Here is a 14,818-nt window from a genome sequence, read left to right as displayed (position 1 = left end):
TAGGGGCCTGACCCCACCTTCGACAGGAACGGGCGGTGCCGGCGGTGTCCAAGATTCTCTCGCGTCGTGATCTCGACTTCATGCTCTACGAGTGGCTCGACGTCGAGGCGCTGACCAGCCGTGAGAGGTTCGCTGAGCACTCCCGCGACACGTTCGACGCGTTCCTCGACGTGTCGGCCCAGATCGCCGAGCGTGACTTCGCACCGCACAACCGGCGCTCCGACCTCGAGGAGCCCACCTTCGACGGCTCCCGGGTGTCGGTGATCCCCGAGGTCGCCGCGGCGCTCAAGGTCTTCAACGAGACCGGGCTGCTCAGCGCCACCATGGACGACGCGGTCGGCGGCCTCCAGCTGCCCCACGTCGTGGCCCGGGCCTGCTTCGTCTGGTTCCAGGCGGCCAACCTCGCCACCTCGTCATACTCGCTGCTCACGGCGGGCAACGCGAGCCTGCTCCTGACGTACGGGTCCTCCTCGCAGATCGAGCGTTTTGTCCGGCCGATGCTGGAGGGCCGCTTCACCGGCACGATGTGCCTGTCCGAGCCGCAGGCGGGATCGTCGCTGGCCGACGTGCTGACTCGCGCGGTGCCGGCCGGGGACGGGACATACCGGGTCACCGGCTCCAAGATGTGGATCTCGGGCGGCGACCACGAGCTCACCGAGTCGATCGTGCACCTGGTGCTGGCCCGGGCCGCCGGCGCGCCGGCCGGGGTCAAGGGGCTGTCGCTGTTCATCGTGCCCAAGCACCACATCGAGGCCGACGGCACGGTCGGCGACCGCAACGGGGTGAGCCTGGCTGGGCTCAACCACAAGATGGGCTACCGCGGCACGACCAACGCCGTGCTCTCCTTCGACGACGCCACCGGCTATCTGGTGGGCGAGGAGGGCAAGGGCCTGGCCTACATGTTCCACATGATGAACGAGGCCCGGATCGGGGTCGGCTCGGGCGCGGTGGCGCTGGGTTACACGGGTTATCTGCACGCGCTCGACTACGCCCGCGAGCGCGCCCAGGGGCGACCGGTGGCCGACAAGGATCCGGCGGCGCCGGCCGTGCCCATCGTGCGCCACCCCGACGTACGCCGCATGCTGCTCGCCTCGAAGGCGTACGTGGAAGGGGGTCTGGCCCTGGTCCTCTATGCGTCGAAGCTGCTGGACGAGCCCTCCGAGGACAACGACCTGCTGCTCGACGTGCTGACGCCGATCGTGAAGGCGTGGCCGTCGCAGTGGTGCCGGCTGGCCAACGACCACGCGATCCAGGTGCACGGCGGTTACGGCTACACCCGCGAATACCCGGTCGAGCAGTTCTACCGCGACAACCGGCTCAACTCGATCCACGAGGGCACCGACGGCATCCAGGGCCTCGACCTGCTCGGCCGCAAGGTCGTCATGCGCGGCGGCGCCGGTCTGCAGCTGCTGATCGGCCGCATCGTGACGACCGCGCTGGCCGCCCCGGCCGAGCTGGGCCAGCCGGTGATCGCCCTGAGCGACCGCCTGGCCACGACGACCCGCAAGCTGTGGGCGGCCGGCGACCCGACGACGGCCCTGGCCAACTCCACGGCCTACCTGGAGGCCACCGGCCACCTCGTGATCGCTTGGTTGTGGCTGTCCCAGCTAAACGCCGCGGGCGACAAGGAGGGCGCCTTCTACGACGGCAAACGGCTGGCGGCGCGCTATTTCATCACCCACGAGCTGCCCCGGATCGGGCCGCTGCTCGACCTGCTCGACTCCGGAGACACGCTGCTGGCCGACATGGACGACGCGGTCCTCGGCTAGGTCAGTCCGGCAGCGGCTCGCCGTATTTCGTCAGCGCGGTCCGGAGCTCTTCGGGCCATTCGTCGATCGGGTCGTCCAGGTATCGGTCTCGCTCCGCCAGCAGGTGGGAGCGCAGGCGGGGGATCCAGGCTGGTGGCGGCGAGAGCCCACCGCGCCTCGCTGACCAGGCCCGGGTCGGACGGGTCGGACGGCGTCTCCAGGATGTCGAGCAGCGGCTGCATCGCCCGGGGGTCACCTCGGGTGGCCAGGCCGTGCACGGCCTCGATGCGGGTGTCGGGGTCGTCGTCGTCGAGGCGGTCGGCGAGCGCGCGGCGTAGCCGGGGGACGTCTTCGTCGGTGTGGCGCGCGAGGCCGAACGTGGCCCAGTCGCGGACCTGGGCATCGTCGTCGGCGGAGAGCTTGATGAGGACGTCGAGGGCGACGGTTATGGGACATCGGAGCAGGCCGAAGACGATGCCGAAGCGGACCTGGGCGTCCGGGTGGGCGCGCAGGTTGACCAGGGACGCCAGGCTGCGCTCATCGCCGATGTGCCCGAACCCGGTGGTGAGCGACGAGAGCACGCCCGGATCGCGTTCGTTCTGCACCATCGTGAGGAGAAGGGCCAGCGACTCCTCGCGGAACGGGCCGTCGATCGCGGACCGGCCCGGCGCCGAGCCGAGCTGGCTGAGCACGTCAGCGGCCAGCATGCGGTGCGTGGGCTCGGGGTGGCCGGACCAGCGGGTGGCCTGCTCGAGGGCCTCGATCCCGCCGTGGACGTGCAGATGCGAGATCAGCTCCCAACGGCGGTTGTCGTCGCCCATGGAGCCGGCCCGAAGCGCCTCGTCGAAGGCTTCGATCACGCTGATCTCCGACGCCGGCACAGCAACAATCGTGTCCGGCCCGTCTCGCGCCGGCAACCGATTTCGTGACCGCCGCTACGGGGTCTGTTGTGGGGCTGATCGCTGCTTCGGCGAACGATGGTGGCCGAGCGTGCTGACCTCGGAGCCTCGGGCCTGCACGGCCAGCATCAGACAGGAACGGATGGTGTCGCCGTCCACCGCCACGGCGCAGAGGCCGCAGGTGCCGTCCGGGCACGCGACCCGGCAGTGGGAAGCGCCGCACTCCCTTCCCAGCACGTCGGCGAGGACGCGGTTGGTTTCGACATCGAGATCGTGACGCGTTCCGTCCACGGTCAGCGTCACTCGCATCGGCCGGCTCTTTCCCGGGCGTGACGGAGCGCGCGGCCGGCCAGGACCTGGAAGGCGCGCCGCTGTTTCGGCTGGTTGGCGTCGTCATCGAGCAGACGGACGTCCTGCTGAGCCGCGGTCTCCGCGGTCACGGCGATGGCGGTGTCGGAAAATGTGGTCCCCAGCAGCGCGCTTTCGGCGGCACCGGCCCGCACCGGGTACGGCCCCGAGTTCACCAGGCAGATCGCCGCCGAGCTGACCACGCCGTCGGTCACCGTGACCGCCGCCATCGCCGCCGCGTGCGGGAAGATCGACGTACGCCGGTCCTCCGCATAGCCGATGCCGGTCCCGGCGGGCAACACGGGTAGTTGCGCCTCGACCAGCAGTTCTTCGGGCCGGCGGGCGGTGGTGAACGGGGCGGTGAAAAAGTCTTCCGCCGGAACAGTCCGACGCCCGTCCGGGCCGTGCAGCACCAGACGTGCCCCGAGGGTCACCGCTACCGCCGGCCACTCGGCCGCCGGGTGCGCATACGCGAGACTGCCGAGCATCGTCCCTCGGGCCCGGATGGGTGGATGCCCGATGTGGCGCACCACGACCCGCAGCAACTCACCGAGCGGTCCGCCGATCGTGTCGGACTCGAACGTGCGGTGCCGGATCAACGCTCCGACGTGCAGGTATCCGTCCGTCTCGGTCAGAGTGCCGAGTCCGTCAACCCGGTTGATGTCCACCAGCCGGCACGGCGGCGCGCCGGGGCGCGTCACCGCCGGGATCAGGCTCTGGCCGCCGGCCAGCACAGACGTCCGGCCATCGGCCAGCACGGCGATGACCTCGCCGATGCTTCTCGCATCAATGTATTCAACGGTTGCCGTCTTCATCGCATCGCTCCTCCCGAACGCGGGGGTGCATCGACCAAAACCACCGGTTGAAACCTGAGAACTCTATCGAGGACAGGGTTTCACCGGAACGGTGATTCATCGACGGAAGGATGTGGATCTGGGCGGGGCGCCGCAGAAGCGGACCGCCGTAACCGGACGCTAGGCAGTGGTGCCGCGGACCCACGGGAGGGCCAGGCGCTCGATCCAGACGATCGCGTAGTACAGGATGATGCTGACGATCGCCATCAAGGTCAGGGCCGCGAACGCGGTGGCGGTGTCGCCCTGGCCTGCGGTCTGGACGATGATCGTGCCCAGGCCCTCGTCGACGCTGCCGGACTGCATCTCGCCCACCGCTACGCCGATGACGGCCAACGGCATCGCCAGCTTCAGGCCGACGAAGATCTGGGGCAGGGCGGCCGGGACCCGTACGCGCAGGAAGGTCTGGACCCGGGTGGCGTCGAGCGAGCGCGCCAGCTCCGCCAGGTCGGCCGGTGTGCTGGTCAGGCCGGTCGCGGTGGAGAGCACGATCGGGAAGAAGCACAGCAGAAAGGCCATGGCCAGGACGGGCTTGGTGCCGAAACCGAACCAGGCGATCATCAGCGGGGCGATCGCGACCTTGGGGACGGCGTTGAGGGCGACCAGCAGCGGGCCGAACGCGCGCTCGAACGGCTTCCAGGCGGCGATCGCCGTGCCCAGGGCGACGCCGATGACGATCGACAGGCCGAACCCGATCAGCGTGACCCGGACGGTGTCCCAGGTGGTGCTGAGCAGCAGGTCGGGGTAGGTGCCGAAGCTCTCGGCGACCCCGACCGGTGACGGCAGGATGATCGACTGGATGTCGAAGATCTCGACGACCGCCCACCAGACCGCCACGGTCAGGACGATGCCGAACACCGGCCAGGCCACCACGCCGGGAGAGAACCGCCGCGCCGGGCGGGTGGGGCGGGCCACTGCGGCCTCCGTCGGGGGTGTCAGGGTGTCGTGCACCGGTGCTCCTCAAGGGGCACGCCGTTGCCGGCGTGCCCCTGCTCGCTGAAGAACGATCAGGCCTTGGGGGTCAGATCGAAGTTGATGACCTGCTCGGGCTTGAGGCCCGGGTCGATCTGGCCGGAGCCCTGCAGGATGGCGATGGACCGCGCGACCCGCTCGGCGTCGAGCGCGCCGACCGGGATGCCGGCCGCGGCCGACTTCACGTACGGGCCCATCAGCTGCAGCTCGGCCGCGACGCCCTCGGGCTTGGCCGTCTGGACGTACTTGGCCATGATCGTGCCGGCCTCGGTCGGGTTCTCGATGGAGTCCGAGAGGCCCCTGAGCAGCGCCTCGGTGAACTTCTTGACCTTCTCGGGGTTGTCCGTCGCGTACTTGGTCGACGTGATCAGCACGTTGCCGTAGAGGTCCTGCAGGTAGTCGCTGTAGGGCAGCACGACGGCGTTCTTCTTGGCGACCGTCTCGACGGTCGGCTTGCCCACCACGAACTGGCCGATGCTGGGGACCTTGCCCGACGCGAGCGTGCCGATCAGGGTCTGGGCCTGCCCGTTCTGGAAGGTGACCTTCTTGTCGTCGATGTTCGCCAGCTTGGCGTACGTCGGGAAGAGCGTGCGCACCACCGAGCCGGGTGCGTCCATGATGGTCTTGCCCTCGAGGTCCTTGGGCGAGTTGATGCCGTTGCCCTCGAGCGAGATGATCGCCGACATCGTGCGCTGCTGGATCGCCGCCACCGCGGTGAAACCGGTGGTCTTGTCCTTGCCGCCGGCCGCGATGAGGCCACCGGTGAGGTCGATCGGCGTGAACTGGGCGGTGCCCGACACGATGTTCTTGATGCCCTCGCCGGAGCCGGCGCCGGGCTTGATCTCGACGTCGAAACCGGCGTCCTTGAAGTAGCCCTTCTCGAGGGCGACGTACGCGTAGGAGTCGCGTCCGAACGTGCCGAACGAGGTCAGGTAAGTGATCTTCTCGAGCGACGCGCCGGAGCCACCGTCGCCGTCAGCCGAGTCGTCGCTGCACCCGGCGGCCGCGCTCATGGTGAGGGCGAGCGCACCGGCGACAACGGAACGAACGAGGGTCCTTCTCTGCACCGTGATCCTTCCAGCAGGGCATCGAGGCAAATGGCGCGCCGAGGCCTAAGGGGTCGAACGTGGGACAGGGGTGCCCCGACCGGGGATCGTAGGGCAAACTGGCACATGCATCGATGACAAGTTCGTCTCAAACCCCGAAGTAGACGTATCTCTCACGATGGATCATGATGAGCCGCTATGCGTCCGAACAGCGTCTATTGGGGTCGATGATGCGCGTCTGTCTGTTCATCGAGCCCCACCGGGGTGCCTCTTATGACACCCAGCTGAGGTTCGCCCGGCATGCCGAAGACGCTGGTTACGAGGGACTTCTCCGCGCCGATCACTATCGGGCACTGACCCCTGACCCGGGGTTGCCGGGCCCGACCGACGCCTGGGTGGCGCTGGCCGGACTGGCCCGCGAGACGAAAACGCTGCGGATCGGCACGATGGTGAACTCCGCCACATTCCGTCTTCCGGGTCCACTTTCGATCATCGTGGCGCAGGTCGACCAGATGAGCGGCGGCCGGGTCGAGCTCGGCATGGGCGCGGGCTGGGTCGAGCGCGAACACACCGCGTACGGGATCCCGTTCCCCCCGGTCGGCGAGCGTTTCGACCGGCTCGAGGAGCAGCTCGAGATCCTCACCGGTCTGTGGGGAACGGCCGACGGCGAGACCTACTCGTTCGACGGCAAGCATTACCAGCTGATGGACGCCCACGCGCTGCCCCGGCCCGTGCAGCGGCCGCATCCGCCGATCATCGTCGGGGGCAAGGGCCCACGCCGTACGCCGGAGCTCGCAGCCCGCTACGCCGACGAGTTCAACATGCCGTTCAAGACGGTGGCCGAGACCGCCGCGGCGTTCGATCGTGTGCGCGAGGCGTCGGCGAACGTGGACCGCGCGGAACCGCTGACCCTGTCGGCCGGCATCGTGGTGGCGCTGGGCCGTACGGATGCCGAGGCCGAGCGCCGGGCCGCTCCCCTGCACGTCAAGAGCGCGCTGCCGCCGGAAGACCCGGTAGTCGGCTCCCCGGCCCGGCTGGTCGAGCGGATCCACGAGATGCGCGAGATCGGCGCCACCCGGGTCCACCTGCGGATCATCGAGATGGAAGACCTCGACCACATCGACCTGATCGCGTCCGAGGTCCTGCCGCATCTGTAAGAGCCGTCAGCTGTCCAGATAGGCGAGCACGGCCAGCACACGGCGGTTGTCGTCCTCCGAAGGCGGCAACCCGAGCTTCGTGAAGATGTTGTTGATGTGCTTGCTGACGGCCTTCTCGGTGACGTAGAGCTTGGCCGCGATCGCCGCGTTGGAGCGCCCCGACGCCATCTCGCCCAGCACCTCACGCTCGCGGGTGGTGAGCACGTCGACCGGCCGGGAACGGTCGAGCAGCCGGGCCACCACCTCGGGGTCCATGACCGTGCCGCCGCCGGCCACCTGCTGCACCGCGTCGATGAACTGGGCCACGTCGGAGACCCTGTCCTTGAGCAGGTAGCCCACCGCGCCGCGCCGGTCGGAGAGCAGCTCGCGGGCATAGAGCGGTTCGACGTGCTGCGAGAGCACCAGGATGGGCAGGCCGGGGACCTCACGGCGTACGGAAATGGCCGCTTGAAGCCCCTCGTCGGTGAACGTGGGTGGCAGGCGCACGTCGAGCACGGCCACGTCGGGCTTGCAGTCAAGCAGCGTGGGCAGCACGTCGGGCCCGCGGTCGACCACCGAGACGACCTCGAAGTCGAACGCCTCCAGGATCCGGGTCAGTCCGTCCCGGAGGAGAGCATGGTCCTCGGCGATGACGACGCGCACGGCAGCTCCATGGTCACGATGGTCGGTCCGCCCGGCGGGCTGGACAGGGTCATCGTGCCATCGAAGGCGGCGAGGCGGCGTTCCATTCCGGCCAGGCCCGTGCCGTTCGTCTTGTCGGCGCCCCCGTGGCCGTCGTCGCCGACTTCGAGGCGCAGCAGGTCGCCCTCGCGGTGCATGCTCACGTAGGCGAAGGTGGCGGCGCTGTGACGCTGCACGTTGGCCAGGGCTTCGGCGACCGCGAAGTAGGCGGCCGATTCCACCGGTGTCTCGAGCCGGCCGGTGACGTCGGAGTCCACTGTGGTGGGGATCACCGAGGTCAGCGCGAGCGCCCGCACGGCGCCGTCGAGGCCACGCTCGGCCAGCACGGGCGGGTGAATTCCGCGTACGAGGTGGCGCAGCTCGACCAGCGCGGTGGAGCTGTTCTCGCGCGCCTCGGCCAGCAGCTTGCGGGCGGTCTGCGGGTCGCGGTCGACCAGTTCCTCGGCGAGCCCGATGGCCATGCCCAGCGACACCAGCCGGGCCTGGGCGCCGTCGTGCAGGTCGCGTTCGATGCGGCGCAGCTCGGCGGCCTGGGCGTCGACCGTGTCGGCCCGGGTGACGGTGAGCTGGGTGACCCGCAGGCGCAGCTCGGCGGCGCGGGTGGGGGCCAGGAACAGCTTGGCGAACAGCCCGTCGACGCGGCGCAGCCAGGGCGCGACGACCATGCCCAGCGCGAGGAAGGCCAGGCCCTGGGGCAGCGAGAGGAAACCCTCGCCGACGCTCTCGATGGGCCAGTTGACGCCGTAGCCGTACCAGTCGGTGCCGAGGTAGAGCCAGAGCGGCAGCAGCACGATGCCCTGCACGCCGTAGAGCGGGATCGCGATGGTGAGGATCCCGAGCACGAGCCCGCCGACCGCCCCGGGCAGCAGCCACGCGAAGTCACGCCAGGTGGCCGGGTCGGTGACGATCCACCGGTAGCGCTTCCACCCGACCGGGCCCACACCCGCGGGCAACGGCCGGTAGGGCCGCGTGATCGTCACGCCGTGCCAGCCGGCGACGCGGCGGGCCAGGTCGGCCTTCAGGCGGATCAGCGCGGTCACCCCGGGCAGCGCGACCAGCCCGATGCCGAGCACCGGGGTGAGCGCCAGCGACACCACGAACAGGGCGAAGAGCGGGATGTTCAGGATCGCGAGCACGATCGAGAGCGCCCCGGCCGCCACTGATCGCAGCCCGTCACGAATCCAGTCTCTCGTCTCCACGCTTCTCATCCTGACCCACCGGCGCCGCCAACTCAGTAGTGCTAGCCCTACCAACCGGAGGGGTTCCTGCACTCCTGACCTTGAGGGTGGCCGCAGGGTCTGATTTGTGGCATGACGACGATGGCAGAACGGCCGCGCACGACGGCCGGAAGCGACTTCGCGGAGCTGGGCCGGCGGATCAACGCGGCGGGTCTGCTGCGCCGGCGGCCCGGGTACTACGTCCTGCGGCTCGGCCTGGTCGCGGGCGCGCTGATCGGCGGCTGGGCGACGTTCTTCGCGATCGGCGCCTCGTGGTGGACGCTGGCCGTGGCCGCGTTCCTGGCCGTGGTGTTCGCGCAGACGGCGCTGGTCGCGCACGACCTGGCACACCGGCAGGTGTTCCGCACCAACAAGCCGAGCGCCCGGGCCGGGCTGATCGCGGGCAACCTGGCGATCGGCATGTCGTACGGCTATTGGATGGACAAGCACACCAAGCACCACGCCAACCCGAACCATGACGATCTGGACCCGGACGTCGGGCCGGGCGTGCTGGTGTGGTCGCGGGAGGCGGCCCGGGGCAAGGGGTTCCTGACCCGCTACCAGGCGTACTTCTTCTTCCCGCTGCTCACCCTGCTCGGGTTGTCACTCAAGCGGGACAGCCTCCGCTGGATCAACGAGAAGAAGAAGCCGCTGGAGGCCGCGCTGATCGGCGTGCACCTCATCGGCTACGTCGCCGCGCTGGTCCTCGTGCTGAGCCCGCTGCAGGCGCTGGCCTTCCTCGTGGTGCACCAGGCGATCTTCGGGGTCTATCTGGGCATGACGTTCGCGCCCAACCACAAGGGCATGCCGCACCCCGACGGCAGCGAGGACTTTCTGCGCAAGCAGGTGCTGACCTCGCGCAACGTGCACGGCGGGCGATTTGTCGACGCGGCGCTGGGCGGGCTCAACTACCAGATCGAGCACCACCTGTTCCCGGCCATGCCGACCCCGAACCTGCCCAAGGCCCAGCCGATCGTGCAGCGGTACTGCGCGGAGATCGGGGTCCCGTACGAGATGACGAGTCTCACCGATTCGTACCGGCAGGCCCTGGCCCACCTGCACGACGTCGGCGCCGACCTCCGCGCGTCGTCCAGGAGCTAACGCGGGATGTTGCGCAGGTTGGTTCGCGCCAGGTGCAGCATCTGACCGACGCCGCCGGACATGACCGACCGTCCGGCGGCGAGCGCGAATCCGGCCGCCTCCTCCTTGGTGATGTGCGGCGGGATCTCCAGCGCGTCCGGGTCGGTGACCACGTCGAGCAGCGCCGGTCCGTCGTGGTCGAGCACGTCCCGCAGGGCACCCCGTACGTCGGTGGGCTTCTCCACCCGTACGGCGTGCAGCCCGGCCGCCCGCGCGATGGCCGCGAAGTCGACGTGGTCGTGGTCGGTCTCGTACGGCGGATCGCCCGCCACCAGCATCTCCAGGCGCACCATGCCGAGGCTGGAGTTGTTGAACACGACCACCTTGACCGGCAGGTTGTGCAGCTTGGCGGTGAGCAGCTCCCCGAGCAGCATGGCGAGCCCGCCGTCGCCGCTCATCGAGATCACCTGGCGGGACGGGTCGACCTTGGCGGCACCGAGTGCGTGCGGCAGCGCGTTGGCCATGGTCCCGTGCACGAACGAGCCCAGCACGCGGCGCCGGCCGTTGGGCGTGATGTAGCGCGCGGCCCAGCTCGTGCACATGCCGGTGTCGGCGGTGAACACGGCGTCCTCGGCGGCCTCCTCGTCCAGGATCGAGGCCACGTACTCGGGGTGGATCGGCACCAGATCTTCGACCTTTTCCGTGTACGCCCCCACGACGCGCTCGAGCTCATCCACGTGCTTCCCGAGCATCTTGTGGAGGAACTTGTGATCCTTGCGCTCCAGCCGGGGGATCAGGGCCCGCAGCGTGGCTCCGACGTCTCCGGCCACGCCCAGGTCGAGGGCGGTGCGGCGGCCCAGCCGGGACGGGTCGAGGTCGATCTGGACGGTGTTCTTCTGGGGCAGGAACTGCCGGTACGGAAAGTCGGTGCCGAGCAGCAGGAGCAGGTCGGCCTCGTGGGTCGCCTGGTAGCAGGCGCCATAGCCGAGCAGACCCGACATGCCCACGTCGTACGGGTTGTCGTACTGCAACGCCTCCTTGCCGCGCAGCGAGTGCCCGATCGGGGCGCCCACCAGCTCGGCCAGCTCCAGCAGCTCGGCCCGGGCCCCGGCGGCGCCGATCCCCCCGAAGATCGCCACCGTGCCGGCCGCGTTGATCCGCTCGGCCAGCTCCGCGATCACGTCGTCGGGCGGCGTGCCCAGCACCGGCCCGGCCACCGGGCTTCCGGTGCCGGTGTCGTTGGTCGCGTCGGCCTCGAGCACGTCGCCCGGCAGCACCAGCACGGCCGCCCCGCGCAGGCCGACCGCCTGCTGGATGCCGATCCGGGCCATCCGCGGCATCTGCTCGGGTGACGAGACCAGCTCGGTCCAGTGGCTAGCCTGCTCGAACAGGCGCTTGGGGTCGGTCTCCTGGAAGAAGCCGGTGCCGATCTCGGTCGAGACGATGTGCGAGGCGATCGCCAGCACCGGCGCGGCCGAGCGGTGCGCGTCGAAGACGCCCTGGATCAGGTGCGTGTTGCCCGGGCCGCAGCTGCCCGCGCAGACGGCCAGTCTGCCGGTGACCTGGGCCTCGGCGGCGGCCATGAACGCGGCCGACTCCTCGTTGTGCACGTGGACCCACTCGATGGCGTCGTTGCGGCGGATCGCGTCGGACAGCGCGTTGAGGCTGTCCCCGACGATCCCGTAGATCCGCTCCACGCCCGCCTGCACCAGCACCTCGACCAACTGGTCGGCGACGGTCTTGGACTTCCCGAACAACCCCAGCACCCCCCTCTTCGTGCGAACGTGCTGGGAGTACCCGATTGTGCGAACGGAGAACAGGATGGATCTGCATCTCACAGACAAGGTGGCCGTGGTCACCGGAGGGAACGCCGGGATCGGTGAGGCGATCGCGCGCGCTCTCGCCGCCGAGGGGGCCCGGGTCGTGCTCGTCGCCCGCGACCGTTCCCGCCTCGATGCCGTCGCCAAGACCCTGCCCGGCGCCCTGACCGTTCCCGTCGACCTGATCGAGCCGGACGCGGCCGACCGGGTCGCCGAGGCGGTGGCGGCCGAGTTCGGCGGGGCCGACATCCTGATCAACAACGCCGGCACCGGCAGCGAGGAGAAAATTCTCACCGCCTCCGACGACCGGTGGCAGTTCTACTGGGATCTGCACGTGATGGCGGCCGTCCGGCTCGCCCGCACGATCGCGCCCCAGATGAAGTCCCGCGGCGGGGGCGTGATCCTGCACAACGCGTCGATCTGCGCCACCCAGCCGCTGGGCTACGAGCCGATCTACAACACCACCAAGGCGGCCCTCGTGATGTTCTCGAAGTGCCTGGCCAACGAGCTGATCGGCGACAACATCCGGGTCAACGCGGTCAACCCGGGCCTGGTCATGACCGGGGACTGGATCAAGACGGCGAAGTCGCTGACCGAGGGCACCGACCAGACCTGGGAGCAGTACCTCCAGAAGATCGCCGACGACAACGCGCCGATCGGCCGGTTCGCCACGCCCGAGGAGGTCGCCGACTTCTTCGTCTTCCTCTGCTCCTCGCGCGCGGCGTACTCGGTCGGGTCGACCTACTACGTCGACGGGGGCTGGCTCAAAGTGACGACCTGAGCCACTTGATCAGGATCGGCAGCACCTGCGCCGCCTGCATCGCCACCATGTGATCGGCGTCGGGGATCACCTGCACTTCCCATCCGTACGTCGTGAGCTCGCTCTCGTGTGTTTTCAGCGGCTCGGCCAAGGCCACGTACGCGTTGTCCCAGGCCTCGCCGTACCGGATGTTGTCGTTGGCGCCGGCGAAGGCGAGGCGCGGGATGTCGAGGCGCACCTTGCTGTCGTCGAAACCGCGCAGCGACTCGTAGAGCGTCACGAACTGCCGCGTCTGGTCGGGTGTCTGGGTGAACGCCACGGAATCCCAGTCACCCGGCGTGGCCTCCCCGGCCGGCGGGGGCGGCGGGTCGAGCGCCATGCGGTGGGCCGTCTTGGTGACCGCGAGCATCGCCTCGTAGGGGCCGTCGATCGGCGGGAAACCACCCATGGCGAGGGCGGTCAGCCGATCCGTACGGAGGGCCAGTTGCAGCCCGGAGAGGGCGAGCCAGGAATAGCCGTAGTAGGCGAACCTGTCCGCCCCGCCCGCGTCGGCGATGGCCAGCAGGTCGGCCGCCACGGCGTCGGCGGTCAGGGTGAGGGGAGCGGGGTGGTCGTTGAGGTGGCCCTCGTAGTCGGCGGTGACCACCCGGAACCCGGCCTCGGCCAAGCCGGTGGCGAGGGTGTGGCCCAGGTGGGGGTCGGCGCCCCAGGCCCGCATGGTGTCGGCCTGCTCCCCCTCGATCAGCCTCGTGCTCACGGGGGCGAGGATGGCGGGGCCGCTGCCCTGGATCTGGACCTCGATCGTGGATCCGTCGTGCAGTATCGCGGTAGGCATGCAAAACACTATACACTGTCAGGGGTTATGGATCCTCATCTCGCACGGCTCTGGCGGCACCGTGGGCTGACCCTGCCCACGCCCCGCCGCGGGCCACGCCAGCAGCTCGACCTGGACGACATCCTCGACACGGCCATCGCCATCGCGGACACCTCCGGGCTGGACGCCGTGTCCACCCGGGCCGTGGCCGCGCGCTTCGACAAGACGGCGATGGCGCTGTATCCGTACGTGGGCGACAAGGAGAACCTGCTCGCGCTGATGCAGGACCACGCCGCCCCTCTGCCGGCTCCTGCGCCGGGCGACCTACGCGCGTGGGCGACCGCGCTCTACGAGGTCTATCTGGCCCACCCGTGGCTGACCGAGCGGTCGTGGGCGCGGAGCAGCCAGGGCCCCAACGAGCAGGACTGGATGGAGTCGTTGCTCGGCATCCTCGACCGGCTCGGAGTCGACCCGGTGATGCGGGCGCCGGCCGTCACCATGCTCTACGCGACCACCCGGGCCACCGCGCAGACGGCCGCCGCCTATCAGCACCTGACAGCCGCCGACGAGGAGGCCTGGGTGGCCCGGGCGACCGCGATCCCCGACTTCGCCGAACGCTATCCGCTCTCGACCGCGCTGCCCCCGGTCACCGCGGACTGGCGGGAGGCGCCGTTCGCCGGCCTGATGGCAGCGGTCGACGTCCTGGCCGCCGGGCTGGGCCTCAGTCCAGACGATCCACGCCCAGGTGGGTCCGCAGCGCGTCCCGGCCCTCAGGGGTGAGCCGCACCGCGCGCCCCGTGCCGATCCGGGTCACCCAACGCCTTGCGAGAAAGGTCTCGCACAGCCTCGCCCCCGCCACGCCCGCCAGATGGTGCCGGCGCTCGGTCCAGTCCAGACAGGCCCGCGCCACCGGCCTGCGTCCACCTTCGAGCGTCACCCCGAGCGTCGAGACAAGCCATTGTTTCCCGTACGGCGTGAGCGCGAACCCGCCGTCCTGATCCAGCATCTTCCGGCTGGTCATGGCGTCGGTGACGGCGACCCCGAGCCGCCCCGCGAGGTGGTCGTAGCAGGTGCGCCCCCGCCGCAGCGCCGCCGACGCCGTGACCGCCCGCAGCCCGGTGACCGTGGGCGGCCCCGGTTCCAGGCGCGCGGCCAGGTCTTCGACCAGTTGCGCCGCGCCCGGGTCGGCCAGTTGCACATAGCGGCGCCGCCCCTGCTTACGCTCGGCGAGAAGGCCGCCCTTGACCAGCCGGTGCAGATGTTCGGTGGCCGTGGACGGCGCGACCCCGACGTGCGTGGCCAACTCCCCCGCCGTCCAGGCCCGCCCGTCAAGCAGGGCCAGACACATGGCGGCGCGGCTCTCGTCAGCCAGCAGTCCGGCCAGCGAAGCAAGATCAGAAGCCGAGGTCATAACCCATTCTGAGC

The 14,818-nt window shown here is 69.9% G+C and carries 15 protein-coding genes; 5 read left to right on the top strand and 10 right to left on the bottom strand.

All coding sequences use genetic code 11. The features are described from left to right. The first annotated feature begins 80 nt into the window (after nt 1-80). Complete coding sequence (locus JIG36_RS47405) at nt 81-1,769, top strand: acyl-CoA dehydrogenase (RefSeq protein WP_236049842.1); 1,689 nt, start codon at nt 81-83, stop codon at nt 1,767-1,769. On the opposite strand, the gene JIG36_RS47400 is transcribed toward JIG36_RS47405, so the two are convergent. From JIG36_RS47400 to JIG36_RS47380, 5 genes are all read right to left on the bottom strand, one after another. Then, complete coding sequence (locus JIG36_RS47400) at nt 1,766-2,629, bottom strand: HEAT repeat domain-containing protein (protein WP_203383502.1); 864 nt, start codon at nt 2,627-2,629, stop codon at nt 1,766-1,768. The genes JIG36_RS47405 and JIG36_RS47400 overlap by 4 nt on opposite strands. Before the next feature lie 54 nt (nt 2,630-2,683). Beyond that, nucleotides 2,684-2,956 (bottom strand): (2Fe-2S)-binding protein, encoded by a 273-nt coding sequence (locus JIG36_RS47395; RefSeq protein WP_203383501.1) that lies wholly within the window; start codon nt 2,954-2,956, stop codon nt 2,684-2,686. Next, nucleotides 2,947-3,810, bottom strand: a complete 864-nt coding sequence (locus JIG36_RS47390; RefSeq protein ID WP_203383500.1) for an FAD binding domain-containing protein — start codon at nt 3,808-3,810, stop codon at nt 2,947-2,949. The genes JIG36_RS47395 and JIG36_RS47390 overlap by 10 nt, the downstream gene beginning before the upstream one ends. 159 nt (nt 3,811-3,969) lie before the next feature. Beyond that, on the bottom strand, nt 3,970-4,797 hold the full coding sequence (locus tag JIG36_RS47385) for an ABC transporter permease (protein ID WP_203383499.1): 828 nt from the start codon (nt 4,795-4,797) through the stop codon (nt 3,970-3,972). 56 nt (nt 4,798-4,853) lie between these two features. Continuing rightward, the gene (locus JIG36_RS47380) at nt 4,854-5,831 is read right to left on the bottom strand and encodes an ABC transporter substrate-binding protein (RefSeq protein WP_203383543.1); all 978 of its coding nucleotides are present in this window, start codon (nt 5,829-5,831) and stop codon (nt 4,854-4,856) included. Between the two features lie 263 nt (nt 5,832-6,094). Between JIG36_RS47380 and JIG36_RS47375 the strand changes: the two genes are divergently transcribed. Then, entirely contained in the window at nt 6,095-7,021 is a 927-nt protein-coding gene (locus JIG36_RS47375) for an LLM class F420-dependent oxidoreductase (RefSeq protein WP_203383542.1), read from the top strand. A 6-nt stretch (nt 7,022-7,027) separates the two neighbouring features. Here JIG36_RS47375 and JIG36_RS47370 read toward each other — a convergent pair whose 3' ends face one another. Then, complete coding sequence (locus JIG36_RS47370) at nt 7,028-7,663, bottom strand: response regulator (protein ID WP_203383498.1); 636 nt, start codon at nt 7,661-7,663, stop codon at nt 7,028-7,030. Then, on the bottom strand, nt 7,615-8,910 hold the full coding sequence (locus JIG36_RS47365; protein ID WP_203383497.1) for a sensor histidine kinase: 1,296 nt from the start codon (nt 8,908-8,910) through the stop codon (nt 7,615-7,617). The genes JIG36_RS47370 and JIG36_RS47365 overlap by 49 nt, the downstream gene beginning before the upstream one ends. A 102-nt stretch (nt 8,911-9,012) precedes the next feature. Here JIG36_RS47365 and JIG36_RS47360 point away from each other — a divergent pair, with 102 nt between their 5' ends. Then, complete coding sequence (locus JIG36_RS47360; RefSeq protein WP_203383496.1) at nt 9,013-10,020, top strand: fatty acid desaturase family protein; 1,008 nt, start codon at nt 9,013-9,015, stop codon at nt 10,018-10,020. Here the strand turns inward: JIG36_RS47360 and JIG36_RS47355 are convergent. After that, entirely contained in the window at nt 10,017-11,765 is a 1,749-nt protein-coding gene (locus tag JIG36_RS47355; RefSeq protein WP_438870809.1) for a pyruvate dehydrogenase, read from the bottom strand. The genes JIG36_RS47360 and JIG36_RS47355 overlap by 4 nt on opposite strands. Before the next feature lie 55 nt (nt 11,766-11,820). On the opposite strand from JIG36_RS47355, the gene JIG36_RS47350 reads away from it, so the two are divergent. After that, nucleotides 11,821-12,600, top strand: coding sequence for an SDR family NAD(P)-dependent oxidoreductase (locus JIG36_RS47350; protein ID WP_203383495.1), 780 nt, complete (start codon nt 11,821-11,823; stop codon nt 12,598-12,600). Here the strand turns inward: JIG36_RS47350 and JIG36_RS47345 are convergent. After that, nucleotides 12,584-13,414 (bottom strand): alpha/beta fold hydrolase, encoded by an 831-nt coding sequence (locus JIG36_RS47345; protein WP_203383494.1) that lies wholly within the window; start codon nt 13,412-13,414, stop codon nt 12,584-12,586. The genes JIG36_RS47350 and JIG36_RS47345 overlap by 17 nt on opposite strands. 27 nt (nt 13,415-13,441) lie before the next feature. Here JIG36_RS47345 and JIG36_RS47340 point away from each other — a divergent pair, with 27 nt between their 5' ends. Further along, nucleotides 13,442-14,173, top strand: a complete 732-nt coding sequence (locus tag JIG36_RS47340; protein WP_203383493.1) for a TetR/AcrR family transcriptional regulator — start codon at nt 13,442-13,444, stop codon at nt 14,171-14,173. Here JIG36_RS47340 and JIG36_RS47335 read toward each other — a convergent pair. Further along, the gene (locus JIG36_RS47335; protein ID WP_203383492.1) at nt 14,115-14,804 is read right to left on the bottom strand and encodes an ArsR/SmtB family transcription factor; all 690 of its coding nucleotides are present in this window, start codon (nt 14,802-14,804) and stop codon (nt 14,115-14,117) included. The genes JIG36_RS47340 and JIG36_RS47335 overlap by 59 nt on opposite strands. Nucleotides 14,805-14,818 lie beyond the last annotated feature (14 nt).

It is taken from the genome of Paractinoplanes ovalisporus (assembly GCF_016834655.1).
GTDB lineage: Bacteria > Actinomycetota > Actinomycetes > Mycobacteriales > Micromonosporaceae > Actinoplanes > Actinoplanes ovalisporus.
Note: the sequence above shows the minus strand (reverse complement) of the source record. Positions and strands in the feature narration are given on the sequence as shown.

Coding starts and splice junctions, on each gene's coding strand:
- JIG36_RS47405 (WP_236049842.1), top strand. CDS start 81: ATGCTCTACGAGTGGCTCGACGTCGAGGCGCTGACCAGCCGTGAGAGG.
- JIG36_RS47395 (WP_203383501.1), bottom strand. CDS start 2,956: ATGCGAGTGACGCTGACCGTGGACGGAACGCGTCACGATCTCGATGTC.
- JIG36_RS47390 (WP_203383500.1), bottom strand. CDS start 3,810: ATGAAGACGGCAACCGTTGAATACATTGATGCGAGAAGCATCGGCGAG.
- JIG36_RS47380 (WP_203383543.1), bottom strand. CDS start 5,831: ATGAGCGCGGCCGCCGGGTGCAGCGACGACTCGGCTGACGGCGACGGT.
- JIG36_RS47375 (WP_203383542.1), top strand. CDS start 6,095: ATGCGCGTCTGTCTGTTCATCGAGCCCCACCGGGGTGCCTCTTATGAC.
- JIG36_RS47365 (WP_203383497.1), bottom strand. CDS start 8,910: ATGAGAAGCGTGGAGACGAGAGACTGGATTCGTGACGGGCTGCGATCA.
- JIG36_RS47360 (WP_203383496.1), top strand. CDS start 9,013: ATGACGACGATGGCAGAACGGCCGCGCACGACGGCCGGAAGCGACTTC.
- JIG36_RS47350 (WP_203383495.1), top strand. CDS start 11,821: ATGGATCTGCATCTCACAGACAAGGTGGCCGTGGTCACCGGAGGGAAC.
- JIG36_RS47345 (WP_203383494.1), bottom strand. CDS start 13,414: ATGCCTACCGCGATACTGCACGACGGATCCACGATCGAGGTCCAGATC.
- JIG36_RS47340 (WP_203383493.1), top strand. CDS start 13,442: ATGGATCCTCATCTCGCACGGCTCTGGCGGCACCGTGGGCTGACCCTG.
- JIG36_RS47335 (WP_203383492.1), bottom strand. CDS start 14,804: ATGACCTCGGCTTCTGATCTTGCTTCGCTGGCCGGACTGCTGGCTGAC.